At 47.9% G+C, this 23,247-nt stretch carries 15 protein-coding genes; 12 read left to right on the top strand and 3 right to left on the bottom strand.

Features of this window, described 5'->3' with window-relative positions:
- Window positions 1-226 precede the first annotated feature (226 nt).
- The 11 genes from MKY42_RS30150 to MKY42_RS30100 all read left to right on the top strand — a co-directional run bounded on the left by MKY42_RS30150 (window position 227) and on the right by MKY42_RS30100 (window position 17,102).
- Window positions 227-1,588, top strand: coding sequence for an FAD-dependent oxidoreductase (locus tag MKY42_RS30150; RefSeq protein WP_090903436.1), 1,362 nt, complete (start codon window positions 227-229; stop codon window positions 1,586-1,588).
- 211 nt (window positions 1,589-1,799) lie between these two features.
- The gene (locus MKY42_RS30145) at window positions 1,800-2,654 is read left to right on the top strand and encodes a formate/nitrite transporter family protein (RefSeq protein WP_339846959.1); all 855 of its coding nucleotides are present in this window, start codon (window positions 1,800-1,802) and stop codon (window positions 2,652-2,654) included.
- 453 nt (window positions 2,655-3,107) lie between these two features.
- A complete protein-coding gene (locus MKY42_RS30140) occupies window positions 3,108-5,171 on the top strand; it encodes a molybdopterin oxidoreductase family protein (RefSeq protein WP_339846956.1) in 2,064 nt (687 codons plus the stop codon).
- A 211-nt stretch (window positions 5,172-5,382) separates the two neighbouring features.
- Window positions 5,383-6,606, top strand: coding sequence for an MFS transporter (locus MKY42_RS30135; protein WP_339853162.1), 1,224 nt, complete (start codon window positions 5,383-5,385; stop codon window positions 6,604-6,606).
- A 276-nt stretch (window positions 6,607-6,882) separates the two neighbouring features.
- On the top strand, window positions 6,883-8,430 hold the full coding sequence (locus tag MKY42_RS30130) for a response regulator (RefSeq protein WP_339846953.1): 1,548 nt from the start codon (window positions 6,883-6,885) through the stop codon (window positions 8,428-8,430).
- A 227-nt stretch (window positions 8,431-8,657) separates the two neighbouring features.
- Window positions 8,658-9,623, top strand: a complete 966-nt coding sequence (locus tag MKY42_RS30125) for an ABC transporter permease subunit (RefSeq protein ID WP_090903441.1) — start codon at window positions 8,658-8,660, stop codon at window positions 9,621-9,623.
- 15 nt (window positions 9,624-9,638) lie between these two features.
- Window positions 9,639-10,508, top strand: a complete 870-nt coding sequence (locus MKY42_RS30120) for a carbohydrate ABC transporter permease (RefSeq protein WP_090903442.1) — start codon at window positions 9,639-9,641, stop codon at window positions 10,506-10,508.
- A gap of 27 nt (window positions 10,509-10,535) precedes the next feature.
- Window positions 10,536-12,185 (top strand): ABC transporter substrate-binding protein, encoded by a 1,650-nt coding sequence (locus MKY42_RS30115; protein ID WP_339846950.1) that lies wholly within the window; start codon window positions 10,536-10,538, stop codon window positions 12,183-12,185.
- A gap of 92 nt (window positions 12,186-12,277) precedes the next feature.
- A complete protein-coding gene (locus MKY42_RS30110; protein WP_179262705.1) occupies window positions 12,278-14,035 on the top strand; it encodes a sensor histidine kinase in 1,758 nt (585 codons plus the stop codon).
- The gene (locus tag MKY42_RS30105; RefSeq protein ID WP_339846948.1) at window positions 14,032-15,321 is read left to right on the top strand and encodes an ABC transporter substrate-binding protein; all 1,290 of its coding nucleotides are present in this window, start codon (window positions 14,032-14,034) and stop codon (window positions 15,319-15,321) included. The genes MKY42_RS30110 and MKY42_RS30105 overlap by 4 nt, the downstream gene beginning before the upstream one ends.
- Window positions 15,322-15,521: 200 nt before the next feature.
- Window positions 15,522-17,102: a hypothetical protein gene (locus MKY42_RS30100; RefSeq protein ID WP_090903446.1), complete on the top strand. Its 1,581-nt coding sequence runs from the start codon at window positions 15,522-15,524 to the stop codon at window positions 17,100-17,102.
- An 81-nt stretch (window positions 17,103-17,183) separates the two neighbouring features.
- On the opposite strand, the gene MKY42_RS30095 is transcribed toward MKY42_RS30100, so the two are convergent.
- The 3 genes from MKY42_RS30095 to MKY42_RS30085 form a co-directional block, all read right to left on the bottom strand.
- The gene (locus MKY42_RS30095) at window positions 17,184-18,896 is read right to left on the bottom strand and encodes an ABC transporter ATP-binding protein (protein WP_339846944.1); all 1,713 of its coding nucleotides are present in this window, start codon (window positions 18,894-18,896) and stop codon (window positions 17,184-17,186) included.
- 98 nt (window positions 18,897-18,994) lie between these two features.
- Window positions 18,995-20,002: an ABC transporter substrate-binding protein gene (locus MKY42_RS30090; protein WP_339846941.1), complete on the bottom strand. Its 1,008-nt coding sequence runs from the start codon at window positions 20,000-20,002 to the stop codon at window positions 18,995-18,997.
- Between the two features lie 97 nt (window positions 20,003-20,099).
- Window positions 20,100-21,746 (bottom strand): helix-turn-helix domain-containing protein, encoded by a 1,647-nt coding sequence (locus MKY42_RS30085; protein ID WP_339846938.1) that lies wholly within the window; start codon window positions 21,744-21,746, stop codon window positions 20,100-20,102.
- Window positions 21,747-22,204: 458 nt separating this feature from the next.
- On the opposite strand from MKY42_RS30085, the gene MKY42_RS30080 reads away from it, so the two are divergent.
- Window positions 22,205-23,221 (top strand): LacI family DNA-binding transcriptional regulator, encoded by a 1,017-nt coding sequence (locus tag MKY42_RS30080; RefSeq protein WP_110000688.1) that lies wholly within the window; start codon window positions 22,205-22,207, stop codon window positions 23,219-23,221.
- Window positions 23,222-23,247 lie beyond the last annotated feature (26 nt).

Genomic DNA, 23,247 nt, shown 5'->3' with positions numbered 1-23,247 from the left:
CTGAAGTCAATGAAGATGAGTTGATGACTCGCTTGATCGTAAAGAAAACCACATCCGATAAATTTATTTTGATTAACCTCTTGCAATGTGAAAAATATCACATTATAATAAGTGTACAAAGTGAAATAAATCACATGATCAGTATCCACTTAGAAGTGAAATATTTCACAACCGCAATGACGTTAAATTCAATTTTTTATTTATATACTCCAAGGGGGACCTTATCATGAAAATCGCAGTTATCGGATGTACACACGCAGGAACCGCAGCCATCGTTAACACCGCCAAATTGTACCCGGATGCTACCATTACAGTGTATGAGCGCAATGACAACATCTCCTTCTTATCCTGTGGGATTGCGCTTTATGTAGGTGGCGTGGTGAAAGATCCGGACGGACTGTTCTATTCTTCGCCAAATCAACTGGCTGAGCTCGGTGTCGTTACCAAAATGCTTCATGAAGTGACGTCAGTAGATGCTGCGGGTCACAAACTTCAGGCTAAAAACTTGAAAACAGGGGAAGAATTCGAAGATACCTTCGACAAGCTGATCGTGACCACGGGTTCATGGCCTGTCGTACCGAAGCTGGAAGGCATCGAGATGGACAACATTTTATTATGCAAAAACTACAACCATTCCAACACGATTATTGAGAAAGCCAAACATGCCAAACGTATTACCGTGGTAGGAGCAGGTTATATCGGCATTGAGCTGGTGGAGGCTTTCCAAATGAACGGCAAGGAAGTTACACTGATCGATAGCGTGGACCGGATCTTGAATAAATATCTCGACCCCGAGTTCACGGATGCCATTGAAGAGACGTTGACTGGACACGGCATCAAGCTGGCGCTGGGCCAAACGGTTCAGAAATTTACCGGAGAGAATGGCAAAGTGAACAAGGTCATTACATCCAAAGGAGAGTTCGAGACAGACCTCGTTATTCTGTGCATTGGTTTCCGTCCAAATACCGAGCTGCTCAAAGGGCAAGTGGATATGCTTCCAAACGGCGCAATCATCGTCGATAAATATATGCAAACCAGTCAAAAAGACGTCTTCGCTGCTGGAGACAGCTGTGCAATTCATTACAACCCAACCGGCAAGGCAGCGTACATTCCTCTGGCAACCAACGCCGTGCGGATGGGCACACTCGTAGCACGGAACCTGGTTCGTCCTACGACACCGTATATGGGTACACAAGGCACATCAGGTATCAAAATTTATGAGCAAAATATTGCAGGTACAGGTCTGACGGAAGCATCTGCTGCGGATGAGGGTCTGGTCGTTGAAGCTGTAACGCTTGAAGATGCTTACCGTCCGGAGTTCATGCCAACGGCAGAGAAGCTGCTGCTCAAAGTAATCTATGAACAGGCTACACGCCGCATTGTTGGTGCGCAGGTCATGTCGCAGGCTGATCTGACACAGTCGATCAATACAATCTCTGTCTGCATCCAGAACAACATGACGGTAGATGAGCTGGCCTTCGTCGACTTCTTCTTCCAACCACATTACAACAAACCGTGGAACTTCCTGAACTCGGCTGGTCTGCAAGCACTGCCACCAGTAGAAGTAAAAGCACCAGCGATGGTGTAACCATAATATCTGAGAACTGCCGCATTCATTTTGCGGTAGTTCTTTTTTGCTTTTTCTGAACATCAAGCAAGATACAACGGAAATATTAAAATGTAGTTTTCAGACTTTGTGATAAAAGTAACAAACCTCTTGAAACCTTCGCGATACAATGAATATATCAACCAAACAAGTTGAATTATGATGTTCATGAACTGTGAAGGAGAGGATCGTTATGGCAGCAAAAACACCTCTTGAGGTTGCACAATATACGGCGAATACGGGGATGAAGAAAGCCCGGAATCCAGTGTCCTCCGTATTGATACTCAGTTTTCTGGCAGGCGCTTTTATTGCGCTCGGATTTCTGCTGGATATTCGGGTCATTGCCTCTGCTCCGGCCGAGTGGGGCAGCTTGGTTAATCTGATTGGTGCAGCAGTGTTCCCGGTAGGTTTGATATTGGTGCTGATTGGCGGCGGGGAACTGCTGACAGGTAATATGATGGCCGTTCCACTCGCGACGATTGCACGCAAACTGTCCGCAGGCAACATGCTGAAGAATCTCACCTTAGTCACGATAGGTAATTTCCTTGGGGCGATCTTTGTGGCCTACGCGTTTGGGCATGTGCTCGGACTGACGGCAGAGGGGGCTTATTTGACGAAGGTGGTGGATATGGCTGGACACAAGCTGGACGATAGCTTCCTTCAGGCTTTTATATCCGGGATCGGGTGTAACTGGCTGGTAGCTCTCGCAGTATGGCTGTCCTACGCATCGGATACGATGAGTGGAAAAGTACTGGGCATTTGGTTCCCAACGATGGCCTTTGTGGCTATTGGATTCCAGCACGTTGTCGCCAACATGTTCCTGATTCCTGCGGCGATCTTCGAAGGGCATTATTCGTGGGGGCAATACATCATCAATTTCATTCCGGTATGGCTTGGCAACCTGACGGGAGGGGCGCTGTTTGTGGCGGCTGCTTACTGGATGGTGTATCTGCGCAAGCATGAGCCGGAAGCGAAGCCTGAAGTGGCCATGGCGGCGGCCCAGCCTGTGGAGACGGAAGCCAGACCGATGTGGAGCAAGCAGGCGTAGCGGCATTTTACGAGTAATCGAGTAGCGTTGTAACCGTGGTACAAGTGCGAAAACGAGTGGAAAGACGATTGCAAAATTAAACAGGAGAGGCGATTCTGATCTCGCTCAAGTCATGGTTGTTTGCTGTGATGGGCGGGAGAGGAATCGCTTTTTTTAATGAAAAATTATCCACGCAAAATAAATTCGCCATGACAAGGTTCGGGGGAACGAAACCTGTTCATGGCGAATTTCGGGAGTGGTCCATGATATGGCATGAGGAGGAAGTGGGGAAACACTAGCCTAATGCCTTATTTTTAATTTACCCCTGAATTTCGAGATTGAATCAAGGGGAAAAAAGATTTTTTGAAAAAAATGTGGAGCGGTTGTGGCGGTAAAAAAAGACTGTTCTCTTTACTCGATTACCAGGAAGAGGATATGATATGAGGATAGCTTTGAAGGGGGAGGAACTTGTATATGATCGATCAGGAAAATGGCGTATTCCCGGCGGTTTGCCCGCTCGATTGTCCGGATACTTGCGGCCTGCTGCTTCATAAGGAGAACGGTAAGATCGTGAAGGTAGCGGGCAATCCGGACCATCCGATTACAAAAGGCGCCATCTGTAACAAGGTTCGAAATATGACGGAGCGGGTGTATCACCCCGAGCGGCTGCAATATCCGCTGCGACGCATCGGAGCCAAGGGCGAAGGCCAGTTCGAGCGAATCAGTTGGGACGAAGCCATCGGCGAGATTACGGCGAAATTCAGTTCACTGGCAGATACTTACGGACCAGAAAGCATCCTGCCCTACAGCTTCTATGGAAACATGGGCATTCTTGGTGTGGACGGCATGGATCGTCGATTTTTCAATGCGCTAGGTGCGAGCAAGCTGGAACAGACCATCTGTAATGCAGCGGGAAATACCGGCTGGAAATATACGATGGGTGCGAACCGGGGAACATTGCCTGAGGATACAGAGCATGCGGATGTCATTCTGGTGTGGGGAGGCAACATCGTCAGCACCAATATGCATCAGGTTGTTCTGGCCGAGAAAGCCCGCAAAAAGGGAGCCCAAATCGTCGTCATCGACGTCCATCGCAATCGGACCGCCCAATGGGGAGACTGGTTCATTCCACTCTACCCGGGTACAGACAGTGCATTGGCACTCGGATTAATGCATGTACTGTTCGAGCAGGGACTGACGGATGAAGCTTTTATGCAAAAGTATACGGTCGGCCATGAGGCACTGCGTGATCATGTCCGCAGCTACACCCCTGAGCGCGTTGCACGTATTACAGGCGTGCCGGAAGCGGACATTGTGAAGCTGGCTGAACTGTATGGCAACGCACAGGCAGCCCATATTCATATCGGCAATGGCCTCCAGCATCACGACAACGGCGGCATGAACGTACGCAGCGTAGCCTGTCTGCCTGCCATTACAGGGCAGTGGCTGAAGCGCGGCGGTGGCGCCATTCGTACCAACAGCTACGCGAGCACCAATAGCGATGCGCTGGAGCGCCCGGAGCTGCGGCAGAACCCGGAGCCGCGCGTGGTGAACATGAACCGGATTGGCGAAGCGCTGCTGGAAGCGGAGCAGCCGATCCGGGCGTTGATGGTCTACTGCAGCAATCCACTGGTGGTGGCACCGGATACCGAGCGGGTGGAGCGAGGTTTTGCACGGGAGGATCTGTTTACGGTTGTCCATGACCTGTTCATGACGGATACGGCGAAATACGCGGATATTGTGCTGCCTGCGACGTCTTCATTTGAAACGACGGATCTGTATACGTCCTACTGGCACCAGTATGTTCATTTGCAAGAGCCCGTCATTGCGCCTTTGGGTGAGAGCAAGAGCAATGTTGAATTGTTCTCTTTGCTTGGACAGGCGATGGGGTATGACCCAGAGATTTTCGGTGAGACACCGGAACAGATGATTGAGGAAGCACTTCAGGGTACGGGTAATCCCTACATGAACGGAGTAACCTTGGAGGGGCTGAAGCAGCATCATTTCGTCAAGCTGGATATGTCGGCACATGACTCCTATTTGGATCAGTTGCCCACGCCTTCGGGGAAAATCGAGCTGTATTCGGAAACGATGGCACAGAAGGGATTGCCTCCTTTGCCTACGTATAGTGCTCTCGTGGAGGGGTATGACGGGGAAAACCCGGCTGGACCTGGAGATGTTTATCCGCTGATGTTTCTGTCGCCGCCAAATCATAATTTTCTGAATTCCACCTTTGCCAATTCGGCTAAACATCAACGTCTGGAGAAGATGCCATTATTGCAAATGCATCCGGAGGACGCAGCCCGCAGACAGGTGGAAGACGGGGATGCGGTGGTCGTATGGAACGACCGTGGCCGGATCGAATTAACCGCCAAGGTGAGTGAATCCATGCTGCCAGGAACGGTGATCAGTCAAGGCTTATGGTGGGATGGCAATGGCAAAAAACAGCGGGCGAATTCGCTCACGTCCAATCGTCTGTCTGACATGGGGAACGGGGCCACATTCTTCTCGGCCACTGTCGAAGTGAAGCGTCAATGAATGTGCTTGCAGATCGGATCTTTTCAGGTAAGATGAACAAAGGATAGATCGTAAGCAGAATGATAAAGAGCAAAATTCGGAATTCAAAGTACTACATTCTAAATTTCTAAGTTCAAATGGCCTTCGCTCTGGCTAATCATGCTGTCAGGGCAAGGGTCTATTTTTTATGGCAATATGCTTTTTGAAGGTACTAAGGAGAATAAACACAATGATGAGATGGCTGGATACGTATCCAAAAGAAGTGAAAATATTTTTGCTGGCAAGTTTGGTCAATGCGACAGGCAGTGCCTTGATGTGGCCGCTGACCACGATGTATGTATTTGACGAGCTTGGACGCACGATGGCGAACGCGGGGTTTGTTATTCTGATCCAGTCCCTGGGCGGCATCTTCGGGCAATTGCTCGGCGGTGCATTGTACCACCGGGTGGGGGTCAAGAAGCTGATCATCGGATCGCTGGCGTTGAACGCTCTAGGGCTGTTTGCTCTGCCGTGGATTAGCGCGTATTGGGTTGTATTTATATGTGCCATGGGCTGGATCGGCCTGTTCAGTTCATTGTCGTTACCAGCGATTCAAGCCTTTATCGGTTTCCGGTTTGCGGAGCGACGCGGGGAACTGTTCAATGTGATCTATGTCGCCAACAATATCGGTGTGGCAATTGGTACAGCACTGAGTGGTTTTCTCGCTGACTTTTCCTATCACCTCAGCTTTGTACTGAACGGGGTGACCTCCGCCGGGTTTGCGATTTTCTTCTGGTATTATCTGTCGCGGGCAGAACCGGATCAGGGCGAAGTACATCTGACCAAACGCAAAACAGTTCCCGATGGGCCGGGCGTCTGGGCGCTGCTGGGCAACACCAGATTATATCTGTTCATGAGCCTGGGCGTGCTGTTCCTGCTGTTCGGTAATTCCATCTGGAATACGGGTGTGTCTCCGTATATTATTTCCGAGGGTATGGAGAAAAGAATGTACGGTCTGCTCTGGACCCTGAATGGGGTGCTGATCTTTGTAGGACAACCCTTTACCAGCTGGGTTAAGCGCACGATGGCCCGTACATCGACTGCTCAGATGACTGCAAGTGCCGTGTTCTACGGCATGGCATACATCGTCATGATCACCATGTATAGCTATCCGGGCATGGTGCTTGCAATGGTACTGGCTACCTTTGGGGAAATGCTGATCTCACCTGCTACGCCTGCATTCATCTCAGAGCATGCCGGAAGAGCGGCACCTTTCTACATCGGGATCTCCGGTGGTATCGGTGCGGTTGGACGGGTTATCGGGCCGTATGCAATGGGGGTTATGTACGACAAACAGGGATTGATCCCTGTAGCGTGGCTGGCGACTGGCACAGCGGCGATTGCGGTACTTGGTTTTGTACTGCACGCAGTGTTGAACCGTAATCGTGAAGTGAAGGAGTATGGGATGGATACGTAACGTTGTAACGTAAGTACGCCTTCTGCACCCTGGTTATTTTAAAAATGAAGCGAGGCTAACCTTCACCCTATAGCGGGGTGAGGGTTTTCTTGTCTTTGAAGGGACCAGCTCCAATAGCCGGCTAGTGGATGATTTTTCTCGATGAGATGAGACAGGATTGTTCAGAAATCAGACTTGTTATGCTTCATAACCATGTCAATCATCGTTCTCCCCTCTATTTGTGCATAATGCTCATATAATAGAATGGATCTGGTAAAAGGCAGGAGGCTGCATACGATGTACAAGGTTTTGTTGGTCGATGATGAATTTATGATCTCGGACGGGATCGCAAGTGTTGTGAACTGGTCGCGATTAGGAACAGAGCTGACCGGCATTGCTCAAGATGGATTGGAAGCGCTTGCTATGATCGAGCGGCAATGCCCGGATATCATCATCTCAGACATTCGCATGCCGGGAATGGATGGGTTAGAGCTGGTTGAAGCTGTGGCAGAGAAGTATCAACATATTTCGTTTATCATGCTCACGGGTTTTACGGAGTTTGAATATGCGAAGACCGCCATGCAGTATGGGGTGAAGCATTATTTGCTCAAGCCCTGCAGCGAAGAGCACCTTGTACAGGCTATCAGTGAATTGGTCAGTGAGAAGCGGGAGTGGACGGATCAGGAGCGTTTTGTACAATCGATCCAATATAATTTGGAGCGTGTACTGCCGCATGCCAAGGAATATTTTCTAAAGGAGCTGGTCAGTAACAGAACTTATGGGGTCAAGGAATGGAAGTATTTCGGAGAGCTGTTCGATGTAAAAATTCAGGATCAGCGTGTGCGGTTGCTGTTGGTAGAGATTGAGGGAGATCATGAGTATTTGCACTTGTTCGCGGTCAAGAACATCGCCGAGGATATTTTTCATAATCCGATCTTAAGTACCACGGTTGGAGGTCATGTGCTACTGATGATGGAGGACAAGTTGTCTGAAACGCAGTTGTTCCATAATATTGATGAGATCCGCGCCACATTTACCCGATACTATCATGATGATCTCACAATTGCTCTTAGCGAACCAGGAGATCTTCCACAGGCACGGCAATTGTACATGCAGACGCTAGTCTATCTCAATTACCGCTTTTACCTCGGTGAAGGCAGTCTTATTATGAAGCGGGATGTCTACTCGCCAGGCGAGCGGACTCTTCCTGAATTCGAATATGATCCAGAGCGGATGGCTACGGCGATCAAGGCTGGACACTGGCAAGAAGCCGGAACAGAGCTGAACAGAGTGTTTCAGCTGCTCGCTGACTTGCGATACGATATATCTCAAACGAAGTCCTATCTTATTCAAATATTTATGGAAATGATTCGGCTCAGCGGCTCTACCGAGATGAAAAGGTATATGGACCAATTGCCAGGTATGATTGAATCCAGCACGTTGCATTCCTTTCAACAGTTTCTGCTTGCCGTTGCCAAGGAAATTACGCTTCGCCGCTACGAACAACACCGCTCCAGACAATCACAGATGGTGGGCAGTGTGAAGCAGATCGTAGAGAAGCGCTACAGGGACGAAACACTGACGCTCCAGTCCATCGCCGGAGAAATATATATGAATCCGGACTACATTGGTAAAATGTTCAAAAAAGAAACAGGTGAGAAATTCACCAATTATGTGTTAAGTTACCGCATCCAAAGAGCATTGGAGCTGCTGGAGCAGGACGGAAACTGTACCGTATCCTGGCTTGCCGAACAGACGGGCTTTGGCTCCAATTGGCCGTATTTTAGCAAAATGTTCAAAAAATACACGGGTTTCTCCCCTTCCGAGTACAAGAAAGTGCCCTAGAACAGCGTTACTGTCGCATGAACATATCTCACTGGCATATTTCACTTGTACCTTATCTACATACCTCGCCCTGTTTGCCTTCATCGGCAGCAGGGTCTTTTTTTGTCGGACGGAACTCGGTTTTGAACATCCATTTAACGGAAATGAGCATGGGAAGAAAAGGCGCTCGCTTCTATTATTAGAGGTGTCATGTTAGTGAATGAACATCGAGAGTGGAGGTTGAGTGGATGGAGCTGAATCGAAGCCGGGGGATCGAACCTGGGCGTTTGAAGCCAGCTGGCAAATGGAGTTCGATGAAAAAGGAGCTTGTCCGCAACAGATACGTGTATCTGATGCTCGTTCCGGTTGTAGCCTACTATCTGATTTTTAGCTATGGGCCGATGTACGGGCTGCTGATGGCATTTCAGGAATCCTACAGCCCGGTCAAAGGAATCCTGGCAGGCGAATGGGTTGGTTTTGATAATTTCACCATGTTTTTTGAAAGTTATTATTTCTGGCGACTGATCAAGAACACGCTGATTTTGAGTTTTTACAGCATTGTGTTTGGTTTCCCCGCTCCAATCATCCTGGCCCTGTTACTGAACGAAGTACGGAAAAAGTGGTTCAGAAGCACGGTGCAGACGATTAGTTACATGCCACATTTCATCTCGGTTGTCGTCGTGGTCGGAATGTTGAAAACGTTCTCCGCATTGGATGGCGGACTATTTAACGTCATTCGTGACTTTTTCGACCTGCAACCCATCATGTTTCTGGCGGAGAAGGATATGTTCCGTCCGATGTACATCCTGTCCAACATCTGGCAGGGGGCGGGCTGGGCATCGATTATCTTTTTGGCAGCGCTCAGCGGGATTGATCCACAGCTGTATGAGGCTTCCAAAATTGATGGCGCAGGCCGCTGGAGACAGCTGCTTCATATTACACTGCCGGGAATCATGCCAACGATTGTGATCATGTTGATTTTGCGCATGGGGGCGGTGATGAACGCTGATTTTCAGAAAATATTGCTGATGCAAACGGCACCGACCTATGAGACATCGGATGTCATCTCCACCTTTGTTTATCGATCCGGTATTTTGGAGGGCAATTATACGTATTCCACGGCCATCGGACTTTTCAATGGCGTCATTAATTTCGCACTGCTTATTATGGCCAATGCGATTAGCAGAAAGCTTAACTCAACCAGTCTCTGGTAATTGGAAGGTGAAGCGATGAAACAGTCTATAGGGGAACGACTTTTTGATGCATTCAATACATTGCTGCTCGTGGTGATCATGATTTTATGCTTTTACCCGATGCTGTACGTGTTCAATTCTTCGATTAGTGATCCGGATCAGATGCTGCGTTCCCGGTCACTGATGCTCATTCCTGAAGGCTTCCAGCTGGGAGCGTACAAGTCGGTATTTCAGGATACTCGCATCTATACCGGATATATGAACACCTTGTTCTATGTTGTGGTCGGCACGGCCATCAATCTGCTCATGACTTCGCTGGCAGCCTATGGCTTATCACGCAGTGATCTGATGGGCAGAAAAACGCTGATGAAATTAATTACGTTCACGATGTTTTTCGGCGGGGGAATGATCCCGACTTTTCTGTTAATTCAGAATCTGGGCATGGTGGATACCCGTTTCGCGCTTATTATTCCGGGTGCCATCAGTACGTTCTATTTCCTCATTATGAAAACAAACTTTGAGGGCATTCCGATCAGTCTGATCGAATCGGCGAAGCTTGATGGCGCCAATGACTTTCTGATTTTGTTCCGAATCGTACTGCCTTTGTCAAAGCCAATCCTGGCGGTCATGATGCTGTATTATGCGGTGGACCATTGGAATGATTATGTCGGACCGATGCTCTACCTGCGCAGTCAGGAGCTATATCCGATCCAGATTATTATGCGCGATATTCTGATCAGCAGCAGTACAGAGGCCATGGGCGCTGGAGCCGATACCGGCTTTGCCATTGGAGAGAACATCAAATATGCGACCATCATTATCTCCACGCTGCCGATTATGCTGGTATATCCGTTCATCCAACGTTATTTTGTTCAGGGCGCTCTAATCGGTGCTGTGAAACAATAAAAAATGTATCCTATGGAGGCGAATTACGTGAAAAAGAGAATGGGGTCCATCCTGTTGTCATCCCTACTTACGATGTCTTTACTAGCCGGCTGTACGGGGGATAAGGAGCCAGGTAACACAGAGCCAGTAGAAGGAACAGAACCTGCGGTTCAGGCATTAACCGAGATTCCGCTACCGATTACAAGCGAGCCATTTACCATTGACTACTGGCGCGCGAGTGATGCCAAACTGACGGCTTCCTTGAATAATTTTGGCGATATGGCGGCTTACAAGGAGAAGGAGAAGCGGACGGGCATCCAAGTAAAGTTCACACATCCTCCGCTTGGACAACAGCGTGACCAGTTTAATCTGTTGATCTCCACGAAGGAGTTGCCGGATGTGATTTATTATAACTGGGCAGATGCCGTTGGCGGACCGGAAAAAATGATCAAGGACGGCCGGATCATCCGATTGAATGAATTGATTGACAGTTATGCACCGAATTTGAAGCGGATCATAGAATCCGATCCGGATGTGAAGAAGCAGATTGCTCTCGACGATGGAACGATTTATATGTTCCCGCTCCTGAAGTTGGATGCTTTGAAGCTGAATGCCACATCCGGTTTGATTATCCGCCAGGATTGGCTCGATAAACTCAACCTTAAGGTACCTACCAACATCAATGAGTGGTATACGGTCCTCAAGGCATTCAAGGAACAGGACCCTAACGGTAATGGCAAGCCAGATGAGCTGCCGTTCACCGGAAACTGGGGGCCGGGCAACCTGACCAAGCTCCATGATTTTGCTGCAGCCTTTGGCGTGATTGGGGGCTTCCAGCTGAATGGAGACCAGGTGGAGTTTGGACCCATCCAGCCGGGCTACCGTGACTTTTTGGAGACGATGGCCAAGTGGTATAAGGAAGGGCTAATTGATCCCGAGATTATGACCAATGATGGCAAGGCGTTCGACTATAAGATCACCAGCAATCTCGCAGGAGCGTATCAGGGCGGTGTGTTCAGCGGTATGGGTAAATATTTCAATCTGATGAGAGATACCGATCCGAGCTTTAATGTGACCGGCGTGCCGTGGCCTGTGTCTCCGGATGGGACTTCCTATGCGACATTTAATATGGACACCAAAGTGTTGAGTTATGGTGAGGCCATTACGGCTTCCGCAGACGAAGACAAACTGAAATATATTGTGCAGTGGATGGACTACAACTATAGCGAAGAGGGTAGTGATCTGTTCAACTTCGGTATCGAAAATGATAGCTATGTTCGCGATGGGGACGGTGTCAAATTCTCAGATACCATCATTAATAATCCGAACGGTCTGACCTATGACCAGGCACTGGCTTCCTATGCTTTATCCATTATGGACGGTCCAATCAATCAGGATAGCCGTTATCTGGATGCATTACTGTTTGATGATGGACAGCGTGCAGCGAATGCGGAATGGATGAAAGCAAGCTCTGCCTTGACGCTTCCGCCAATTCGTTTGTCAACAGATGAGGTAAGCACAAGTACGTCCATTATGAGCCAGGTAAATACGTATTTAAATGAGACGATGACAGCAATCATTAGCGGACAGAAGCTGATCTCCGATTTTGACACCATGGCCGAAACGATCAAGAGCATGGACATTGAGCGTGCGATTGAGGTTCATCAGGCGGCCTATGACCGATATCAGTCCAAATAAACCGTGAGAAATCGAGCGCTAAAACTTTGGGAAAACCTTCCTGCATGTGATATACCTAGTAGTATCACGTGGTTCAAAGGAGCGCTTTGGTCATGAAAGCCTACCGCAAACTCAGCATCAAAATGAAAATGTTTCTGATGATCATGGTCATGATGGCGTTTATCATCATCCTTGCGTTTGGTTCCTTGTATTATACGTACTCGGTGTATGACAAACAGCTGTTTGATAAGTCTTCCCGTCTTCTGAACCTTTCCTCGTCTACAGTGGATGTTGAACTTCAGAAGTTGGAAGCGTTATCATTAAACATGATCTCTGATACGCAGATTCAAAGGGCTTTGAAGTCATTGCTGGATGACGATAGCGCATATTCAAGCTTTATTGAACGGAAGAAGATCACAGATCGGCTATGGGAGCATATTAGTGGGGCTGCACGATATGTGCAGTCCGTTCATCTGATTGATTCCAGGGGAAGAGTGAATAAATATGGCGAAACACTAACCGTATCTCCTGAGAAATATGATCGGATGATTGCGGCTGCGGAGCAGGCCAATGGTGCAGTGCGCTGGCTATACCCGGATGACGATGACCCGATGCTGGTTATGGTGCGTCAGGTGCGGGCCTACGAACCGATGACCCTGGAACCGGTAGGCATACTGTTTCTGCGTATTAATATTGAGCGACTCGTTGAGGAGTATGCGGGCATGGATAGCCGGGACAGTGACATTATTTTAAAAGCAGGCAGTGAGGTGGTCTATCCTTATCGTCAGCTTCCAGAAGCGGTGTCCGCGGGGCTCAATCCACTTCCAGGCAGTGGGGGATATGAGATTAAAAATCTGGATGGGAGGGAGATATTCCTTTCTCAGAAAAAATCCGCCTACACCGGCTGGGTTTATTATAATATGGCCTCTTATGATGAGATTTTTGAACGTATCATATGGCTGAAAAATAGTTTGATTGTCGTTTATCTTATCGCCATTCTGGTTGTTCTCGCGCTTGGTATGGTGTTCGCACGCAGTCTGACAAGGCCGATCAGGCAGCTTATCAGTCAGATGAAGGAGGTTCAGTATGGGGATCTGGAGAACATAGACGCCAATCTGTCCATTCCAACCCACCAGCACATGGATGAATTGGGGTTGCTACAGCGTACGTATCGACTGATGATTACACATATTAATACATTGATCAAAGAAAATTATGCAAGTCAGCTGGTCATTAAAGAAACGGAGTTTAAGGCGCTTCAGGCGCAGATCAATCCACACTTTTTGTATAATGCGCTGGATTCAATCCATTGGCTTGCCAAAAAGAACAGGCAGGAGCAAATCTCCAGTATGGTGCTGTCACTCGGGTATTTGCTGCGTTCCTCCATCAGCTTCAAGCAAAATATCATCACCCTTGCCGAAGAGCTGGAGATCGTCAGCCATTACATCACCATTCAGACCTACCGTTTCCGGCAGCGGCTGGATTTCCGCTTGGATGTGCCCGCTCCTTATCTGGAATGTGCCATTCCCAAGTTAACCCTACAGCCATTACTGGAGAATGCCATTCAATACGGATTGGAACCACAGGTTGGTTCATGTCTAATTCGAGTGTATGCCGAGATATCAGGTGGCAAGCTGGCCCTTATCGTGGAGGATCACGGTCCCGGCATGGAACCCGAATATGTGGAACAGGTACTGCGCGGTGAAGTGAAAACGAGAGGAACAGGTATTGGCCTCCTGAATATCAGGGAGCGAGTACGTCTGGCTTTTGGCGAAGAATATGATGTTCTGCTGGAGAGCAGGCCGGGGCTTGGAACGAGAGTGACGGTGCTGCTGCCACCCCCATCACCAGGTAAGGAGGATAGGCCATGAGAAGATTGTTGCGAATCATAGGCATGATCTGTCTTCTGCTGACTCTTCCTGGCTGTGTGAGCCAACTGGATAAAAGGCCAGGCATGATCGTTGACGAAGAACCGATAACGCTGCGCATCGCTTGGTGGGGTGGGGAGTTTCGCAACAATGCAACGATTGCCGTTATCGATCTGTATGAGAAGTTGAACCCACATGTAAACATTGAATACGAATATAGCAGTTTCAACGAATACTGGAGAAAACTTGCCCCACATGCAGCAGGCAATGCGTTGCCCGACATCATCCAGATGGACATCTCCTATCTGTCCCAGTACAGTTCGTTGCAACTGTTGGAGGATATGACGCCGTACATGCAGAGCGGACTGATTGACACGACAGATATTGAGAAGCAACAGCTGGAGAGTGGAAGCCTGAATGGCAAAACCTATGGTCTCAGTTTGGGGGTTAACGCCATGCTCAGCATCTATGATCCGGAAGTGTTGAAGGCCAATGATATTGAATTGCCAACGGATATGTGGACATGGGCGGATTTTGACCGCATGGGCGAGCAATTGCTGGGGAAAGGCATCTATCTGGGAACCTACTTCACGCCGGAACAGTTTTTCGCGTATTACTTGAGACAGTATGGTTCCAAGCTATACGCCGAGGATGGCAGAAGATTGGGTTATGAGGATGATGGATTGTTTATTGATTACTTTGGCAGGATGCAGCAGCTCGCGGAGAAGAAACTTATTTTTGCACCGGATATCTGGACATCCGATATTGGCAAACCCGACAATGACCCGTTTTATCTGGGAGAGGCTTTGTTTAGCTGGGGGTATTCCAACCAATTTATCAGTACCGCTCAGCGTTATGGCAAACCCCTAACTATATCCCCGATGCCTGGGCCAAACAGCCAGGAGGGGTTGTTTTTGAAGCCAGGCATGTTTTTCTCCATCGCGGGCAATTCCAGACATAAGGAAGAAGCTGCCAAGTTCATCAACTTTTTTGTGAATGATTTGGATGCCAATCTGTTGCTCAAAGGGGAGCGGGGGGTGCCTGTCTCGTCCCGTGTCAAAGAGCGGATGAAGCTGGTGGTTGAACCGGAGCTGGCGCAGGTGTTTGATTATATTGATTGGGTTGCCGATCACAGCACCCAGATGGACCCGCCTGATCCTGTAGGTGCACCCGAGGTCACTGCGGTGCTGCGGGAGTTGTATGATCTGCTGTTGTTTGGCAAAATTACGCCTGAGCAGGCGGCAAAGGATTTTCGTGAGCGGGCAAACGCAATTCTGGGTGGAAATTGATAAGAATGGACTAGATCATATATGTATTTAATAGGCTTGGAGCTGTTGTCGTTCACAGGCTCAACCTTCATTCTACTTGGGTGAGGGTTTTTGTTATGGAATGGTGTATATTTCCTCTAGTATAATAAAAATGGGTAGTCGTCCTATCTGTAGATTAGATAGATTCTATCCATATATTATTGGATGAGGAGTGTCAGGACATGTCCATACATCAGATAGGTCACAAGGTTTCTTTTGCAGATATACAAACGAAGTTGCCTCAGGAAAGTTGGATGTACACTCATAATGAAGCGCACAACGGTGAATTTGAAGCCGAGGAAGTATGGTTACATTCTGGTGACCTTCATATCGGTGAACTGTTGTTGGATGAAGGACCTTTCTTGATCTTGGTTGAAGGAAATCTGACAGTGGATCGTTATATTGGAAATACAAGTTCCGACGCGGCCAGTTCAAATCTGGTTGTACTTGGGAATCTTGTGACGCCCTATATGATCGTGGGTGGGCAGGAAATATATATTACAGGTAATCTCTATGTGGAGGATATGTTCTGGGGGGATTATAACCATGGAGAATTGACAGTGAGAGGGAATGTAGAAGGTGGATTGCTAATAAGTACCGAGCAATATACGATTCAGGTTCAAGGACAGCGTAATGTGAAGCGTCAGCTTGAAGAATGGGAGGATCTCGGACCATGGCGGGGCTTTGACATGTTGGCGTTATTGGTTCCTGAATGTGTGATTGATGAAGATACAGAGCCGTTTCCTTGGCGAGAAGAAATGTTAAGGAGGCTGCAGCAAGGACAACCTGTAATCAACCGAAACTACATTCATGCTGATGAATCAGAGCCAGATGTGCCGGATTGGTTCGAAGATCATCGGGTTACCGCTGAGAACATAGAGCGTCTTACTCACCCATCTTTGTTACCTGTAAGAGAGGACGATGAGTTACTGAACAGCTATGAATTTTGGTTGGATGAGCAATTTTGCCGAGTATCGGTCTATGGAGATGAGCATACGGAGGGGTATTTCCGCAGTCTGTATTTTCAGGATGACCACAATTGTGCATTGTTGCTTAAGATGGAGCCATCAGATCAAGGTTCCAACTCTCCTGATAAACATATCGTACAATCGGGTAAACCTGTCTGGATGATCTCAGGAGCATATCGTTATCTGCACAATGAGAATTCGGAATGGAGCGTATTCTCGGAGAACTCACCTGCTGATATTCAGCAGTTAAGCGAGCAAGGATGGAGCACCTTGTTGCAGTCTGTATCGAATTATCAGTATGCCCGTTCCTTAATTTCGCAACAACTGATCCATGATTTATTAGCACTGCCTGTCGTGGAGCCATATGACGATTATTATGATGATGATCGGCACGGACTGTGGATTGGAGAGTTATATTATGCATTTCGACAAGCAGGTCAGATGTTTAATGGTGTTCCCCAGCCAGCCATGCTACGTATTGGAAGAGAGTATGTGGATGCTCAAGGGGAGACGCAGGTGGAGAAATACTATTATACCCTGCACCAACATGCGGACGGCTCGGAAAGTGTGTTGATCGAATACTCGGCTCAGAAGAACGAGGATGAAGAAGAAGAATCGTTGTTGCTTGAACTTCATTATATTGGCGGCTCTCAATTACTACATGCCGTTCAATTGCTCGAACGTGGACGCCAAGTGCTCATTCAAGCAAATGAGGATCTACTGAATGGGGAGCTGCCTTACGCTGCTGAATCATTTGCAAAACGATTTTGGAAATCCAAAGGATACCTGAAATGAATAAAACAACCTTCACCTCGTTTGCAGAGGGAAGGTTGTTTTCATTCCGTATTTGCTTTTTTCGATGGTTGCTATGTTAGTTTATCCAAACTGGGCTTGATGCAGTCGGCTGTACGAGCCTTTGCGCGCGAGTAGCTCTTCATGACTTCCTTGTTCAGTGACGCTGCCATTCTCCACGACTACGATGCGATCCGCGTGTCTAATGGTCGCCAGTCGATGGGCAATTACTAATGTTGTACGTCCCTGCGCCAGCTCGGATAAGGCCAGCTGAATGGCGGCTTCCGTCTCGGTATCGAGTGCGGAAGTGGCTTCATCCAATATTAGAATAGGCGGGTTTTTCAGGATCATTCTTGCGATGGATAGACGCTGCTTCTGTCCACCCGACAATTTCACGCCACGTTCACCGATCATGGTGTCCAGTCCATCTGGTTGGGATTGTACCAGCTCTTCCAATTGGGCCCGGCGAATGGCTTGCCAGATTTCTTCATCGGAAGCATTTAGCTTGCCGTATGCAATATTTTCACGAATCGTTCCGTCAAACAGGAAAATATCCTGCTGCACAATCCCGATATGGGAGCGCAGTGATTCCAGGGTCATGTCCTTCACTGGAATACCATCGATGGAGATATGTCCCGCATCCACATCGTAGAAACGTGGGATCAGACTGCATAGCGTCGTTTTACCTCCGCCCGAAGGTCCAACCAGAGCAACCGTCTGGCCTGCCTGAACATCCAGATTGACCTGAGACAGCGTACGTTTGTGTTCTCCATAAGAAAAGGTAACGTTATGGAAGGTAATATCGCCTTTGACATTCGTAATCGGTTTCGCCTGAGGAGTATCTTCTACATCCGGTACAGCCTCAAGCAACTCCAGATAACGTCTGAAACCGGCGATGCCTTTGGGATAAGTCTCAATGACGGAGTTAATCTTTTCGATCGGTCCGAGGAATACATTGGACAGCATTACAAAAGCGATGAACTCCCCGTAAGTCATACTTCCTTGAATGACAAACCAGGTTCCACATACCAGTACAAACAGGGATACAAATTTCATCAGAATGAAGCTAAGTGAAGAGTTCCAGGCCATAATGCGGTAGGTGATCAGTTTGGTGAGTCTGAAACGTTCGTTGTTCTCAACGAAACGGCCTACTTCATGCTTTTCATTGGCAAAAGCCTGTACCACACGGATGCCGCTCACATTGTTCTCTACCCGTGCATTATAATCGGCGATATCTGCAAACATACGTTTGAATGCCTTGGACATTTTGCGACTGAAGTACAGTGACAGGTAGATCATCAGCGGCACAATGATAAACGTCATCACAGCCAGTTGCCAGTTGATGCCCAGCATAATGCCGAAGGCTCCGGCCAGCGTCATCAGGGCAATGAACAGATCCTCGGGTCCATGATGCGCAATCTCACCAATATCCATCAGATCATTGGTCATGCGTGATACAAGGTGTCCCGTCTTGTTGTTATCGAAAAAGCGGAAGGATTGCTTCTGCACACGCTGGAACAGTTCCCGCCGCATATCGGATTCGATGTTAATACCCAGCTTATGCCCCCAGTAGGTGACTGCATAGTGGAAAAAGGAACTGAGCAGATAGATGCCCAGCAGTCCGGCACAGGCTGATAAAATCATGGACCAGTTGCCTGCGGGAAGCAGCTGATCGACAACTTTGTTTACAGCCACGGGAAACGCAAGCTCCAGCAGTGCAGCCAGAATGGCACAGGAGAAGTCCAATATAAAGAGTCCCCGATAAGGACGATAATAAGCCATGAAACGGCGAAGCATATGTAGCCACTCCTCTCTAACGCAAAAGCCCAGGCAGGCTCATCGGCCTGTCCGGACATTACGTTTCTTCCTATGAAATGATCATTGAATCCATCCTCTTATTTACGATTTTGCTGTGCACGTTCTACGATCATATCGGCAAATTCTTCAGCCTGACCCTGAATCGCAATCGGGTCGAAGTACCAGTAACGGTCCTCCAGCAATTCATACACTTGATTGTTTTTCACAGCCGGGAGTGATTTCCAGATGGCGTCACCTTGGTAATTTTTATTGTTCTCCCCTACCGTCAGGAAGATATGGTCTCCTGCATAATCACCAACGACTTCACGCGAAATCTCTTTCCACTGGGTATCACCCATCAGTTCTTTCTTCGTAATTTCGAGTGGTGTAAGTTCCAAAGCGCGATAAACGGCCTGTCCACCGCGACCAAAGTTGTCTCCATAACCATAATAGCTCTTGTCTGATATTTCGAGGATGGAGAAGGTTTCCTCGGGTTTAATGACTGCTTTTACTTTGGAGCGAGCGGCTTCAATACGTTCGTCGTACGTTTTCAGCCAGGTTTCGGCTTCTTCCGATTTGTTCATGAGTTCACCGAATCCCCGGATCTCATCATGTACGTTTGTAAATGTACCGTAGGGGATGACAACAGTAGGTGCGATTTTTTGATAACTCTCGATCTCTTCGGCTTGATCAGAGTAGGTAATGATCAGATCCGGGTCCAACGCGATGACCTTCTCCAGAGATACAGCACCCCGATCACCAATATTTTCTATACCCTCTACCTGATCTGCGTAGAATGGATTTTCCAGATAATATTGAATAGATCCAACGGGCTTTATACCGAGTGCGAGCAGATCACTAACGTACATATCCGTAACAATCCGTTTCGGTTCAGCCGGAATTTCCACATCTCCACTTAATGACTTGTAGATCCGCGTAGCACCCGAAGAGTCGGTATTTGTTTCGGTCGAACTTGTTGTCGCTTCTGAACCCGCCGCTGTGGGTTCCGTTGTGCCGGAACCCGTACCGCTGTTACAGGCAGCCAGGATCATGATGACGGCGAGCATGAGCAGCAAGCCGGAAAAGCGTTTTTTTGCAGTAAACATATGATTGTTCCCCCTGTGTATGTAATCAATAATGATTATTATTCTCATTACTAACATAGAGGATGACGTAACATTTGTACATGGACATCTATGATGACTATTGCATGGACAGATGTGATGTCAGCTTGTGCATGATGTGCTGTAATTGCTCCATAACCGAGATGGGGTCGAATCCATAAAACATATCCGCATCAATCTCGTACAGTCGCCCTTCCCTTACAGCACTCAAGGTGTTCCAGGAGTCCTGAGCGAACAGCTTGTCCACAGGCTGCTCTGATGATTCCCTGTCATAATCAATAAAAATATGATCTGCAGCGTACAAATGAATTTCATTTAGTGGAACATGGATGTAGCCTGTGAGCAGTTGGCCATCCTTTTTCATCCGTGCAGGAGGCGTGAAGCCCAACGATTGATATAAAATATGAGAAGCTCTGCCCCATCCATGACCATAGATGTACGCTCCACTCTCACCAATCATGAATATACATACTGCTGAACCACGTTCACCCATGATCTGATCAAGTGTAAGATTGGCCTCTTGCTGAAGCGTATCATAGTGGTCTAACAGCGCACGAGCTTTGGCTTCCAGGCCTGTGATGCGTCCTAAATGAATGAATTGCTCCTGCCAGTCAAGTTCTTCAAAAGGCATTAAAATAGTTGGGGCAATCTGCCTTAATTCATCCATGCCGGAATGAGGTGCATATCCAAGGATGAGGTCGGGGCGGGATTCTGAAATCAGATCCGGATGATTCATAAGATCATGCTCATAACACTGATCAAATTGGTCTTGTCCATTTTCAATAAGTCTACTTTTCATCCATCCTGCAACGGCACCCAGATGCGGGATATGGCCCAGTGCCAGCAAGGAAGCCGTGTAGTTGTATGTAAGACTTACGATTTTTTTTGGCATTTTTCGATAGAGGGTCGGTGCGCAACCTACCGTTTGTTTAAATTTTCGACTTAGATAAAAAGTGTCCCTGTATCCAGTCAATTGCGCAAGTTCCTGCAATGTGGGATTGTCAAATAGCAGGTGTTCCTGGGCAATTCGAATTCTTAGTCGGGTGACATACTCCACAAACGTAAGTCCGGTGTACTTCTTGAATTCTCTTGAAAAATGCTCTGGACTCACATTAGCCTCTCTCGCTAATTGCTCCCGAGTGAGGGAATGAGTAACCATCTTATGGATGTGCGTGATAACGAGATCCAGCCAGGAATGATCCTCATGAGCCAAACGCACAGCATGATCTCGCAACGTTTCCAGCAGTTGATAAAACAGCATATGAGGTTTGAATGGTCCTGACTCATCGCTTTTGGAACAGGCCAGAAATAAGTCGGAGACCAGTTCGGCAATGACGCGGCTCGTAATAGGAACGGAAGGTCCGAACGGCCAGATTGGTTGGCTGTTATCGGTGTAATCAAAGGCAACGGCTATGCCCTGGACGGGAGATAGCGAGCCTCGTCTATTTTCATGCTGAAGCAGGGTTCCAGCTTGGCGTACAACAGCGGAGCCGGTATTTACCATCAATTGACCATTCGGACTGATCAGTCTTGACTGACCAGAGGTGATGACATAAAGAACATGCTTGCTGCTCCACAGTTCATCGATACGCGAGAAGGCTTCCCGATCATGGAGCTGCACCAGATGACAAAGTCTGAACATAGCCGGAGGCACGGTTGTGATTTGATGCAAGCGGCCGAGCTTGTTCAGGGATGATTTATGAAAGGTTAGATCCAGATTGCTCATAACATAACGGACTCCTTATAGAGGATTGGACTATTAAGCAGTATAATACCACAAAGGTGGAATGGGGACCTTGGAATCATTCCCTTCATATATTTCTGCGGAAAATGGATAAAGAGGTTGAAATCGCTATCAACACCGACTATAATGAAAATGTCGAAACGTTTCAATCTATGGTTTACAGGCATGTTCATTGTGATTTATAATGAATTCTCCCTCTAGTCTAATATTGAAATGTTGTCAATCGACCAAGCTATATGTACAATTAAAGGGTGTATGATTCAGCACTGATGCTTAAAAGACGTGAAGAGAGATTTTTTTTGAAAATACTTCGAAACGTTTCGATAGATGAGGGATTGATGTCACTCCTATTGAATTAATGAATAGGAATGGGTGGTTGTTGCAACCATTTACAGTATAAAATGATAGGTAACAAGAAAGTTAGAAGGAGCGAACGTGGAATGGCAACGATTAAGGATGTGGCAAAGCTGGCAGGCGTGGCGCTCTCGACCGCTTCCTATGCACTGAATGGGGACAGCAAGGTAAGTGCCAAGACCAAGGCTAAAGTGCTGGCGGCAGCACGAGAACTGAATTATCGCAAAAACGGCTTTGCCATGGACCTGAAACGGAGCCGGACGAACACGATTGCATTGATTCTTACAGATCTGTCGGGTCCGTATTACTCCGAATTGATTCGCAGCGTACAGGACGTAGCGCTGGCTAACGGATATGATCTGATTGCTTGCAGTTCTATGGGAGGACGCGACTCTACAGCAGTTCGTTTCTTGCGAGAGAAAAGGGTAGATGGCGCTATTATCCTGGCTCATAACATCCATGATGATATTCTGGTTGAATCTGCAGGTGAACGTTTCCCTATCATTGTGATGGATCGGCAGCTGTCGAGCAGCCATCTGGTCAACGTGCTGGTAGATGGGGAGCAGGGTGGATACCTGGCTACACGTCACCTCATTCAGAAGGGGCATAAGACCATCGCCTATATCAGCGGGCCATCCAATTCTTATGATAATGCGCTGCGTTATCAAGGATATTTGCGAGCGATGCAGGAGGCAGGCCTGGAAGAGAAGTCCAAATGGCGCCTAAGCGGTAACTTTGTACGTGAGGGCGGGTATAGTGCAACCAAGATGATGGTTATGCAGGGCGAGCTTCCATCAGCCGTATTTTACGGGAATGACGAAATGGCGATTGGTGGACTAAAGGCATTTGAAGAGAGCGGTATTTCGGTACCAAATGACATATCGGTCATCGGATTTGATGATATTCAACTGTCGGAATATGTTCATCCTCCGCTTACGACGGTACGGCAGCCCAAGCATGAAGCAGGATCATTGGCAGGGCATTTGCTCTTCCAGATGCTGAACGGCGAAGCTGTGAATCCATCGTATACGTTAACCATTGATCTGGTGGAGCGTGAGTCTGTACGATCGGTACAGGCAGAGTCAGGAAACCAGCCGGCCTAAGAAGTAACTCTTCAGATGGGATATGG

The sequence above is a fragment of the Paenibacillus sp. FSL W7-1088 genome (genome assembly GCF_037969855.1).
In the GTDB taxonomy this organism is placed as follows: domain Bacteria; phylum Bacillota; class Bacilli; order Paenibacillales; family Paenibacillaceae; genus Paenibacillus.
Note: the sequence above shows the minus strand (reverse complement) of the source record. Positions and strands in the feature narration are given on the sequence as shown.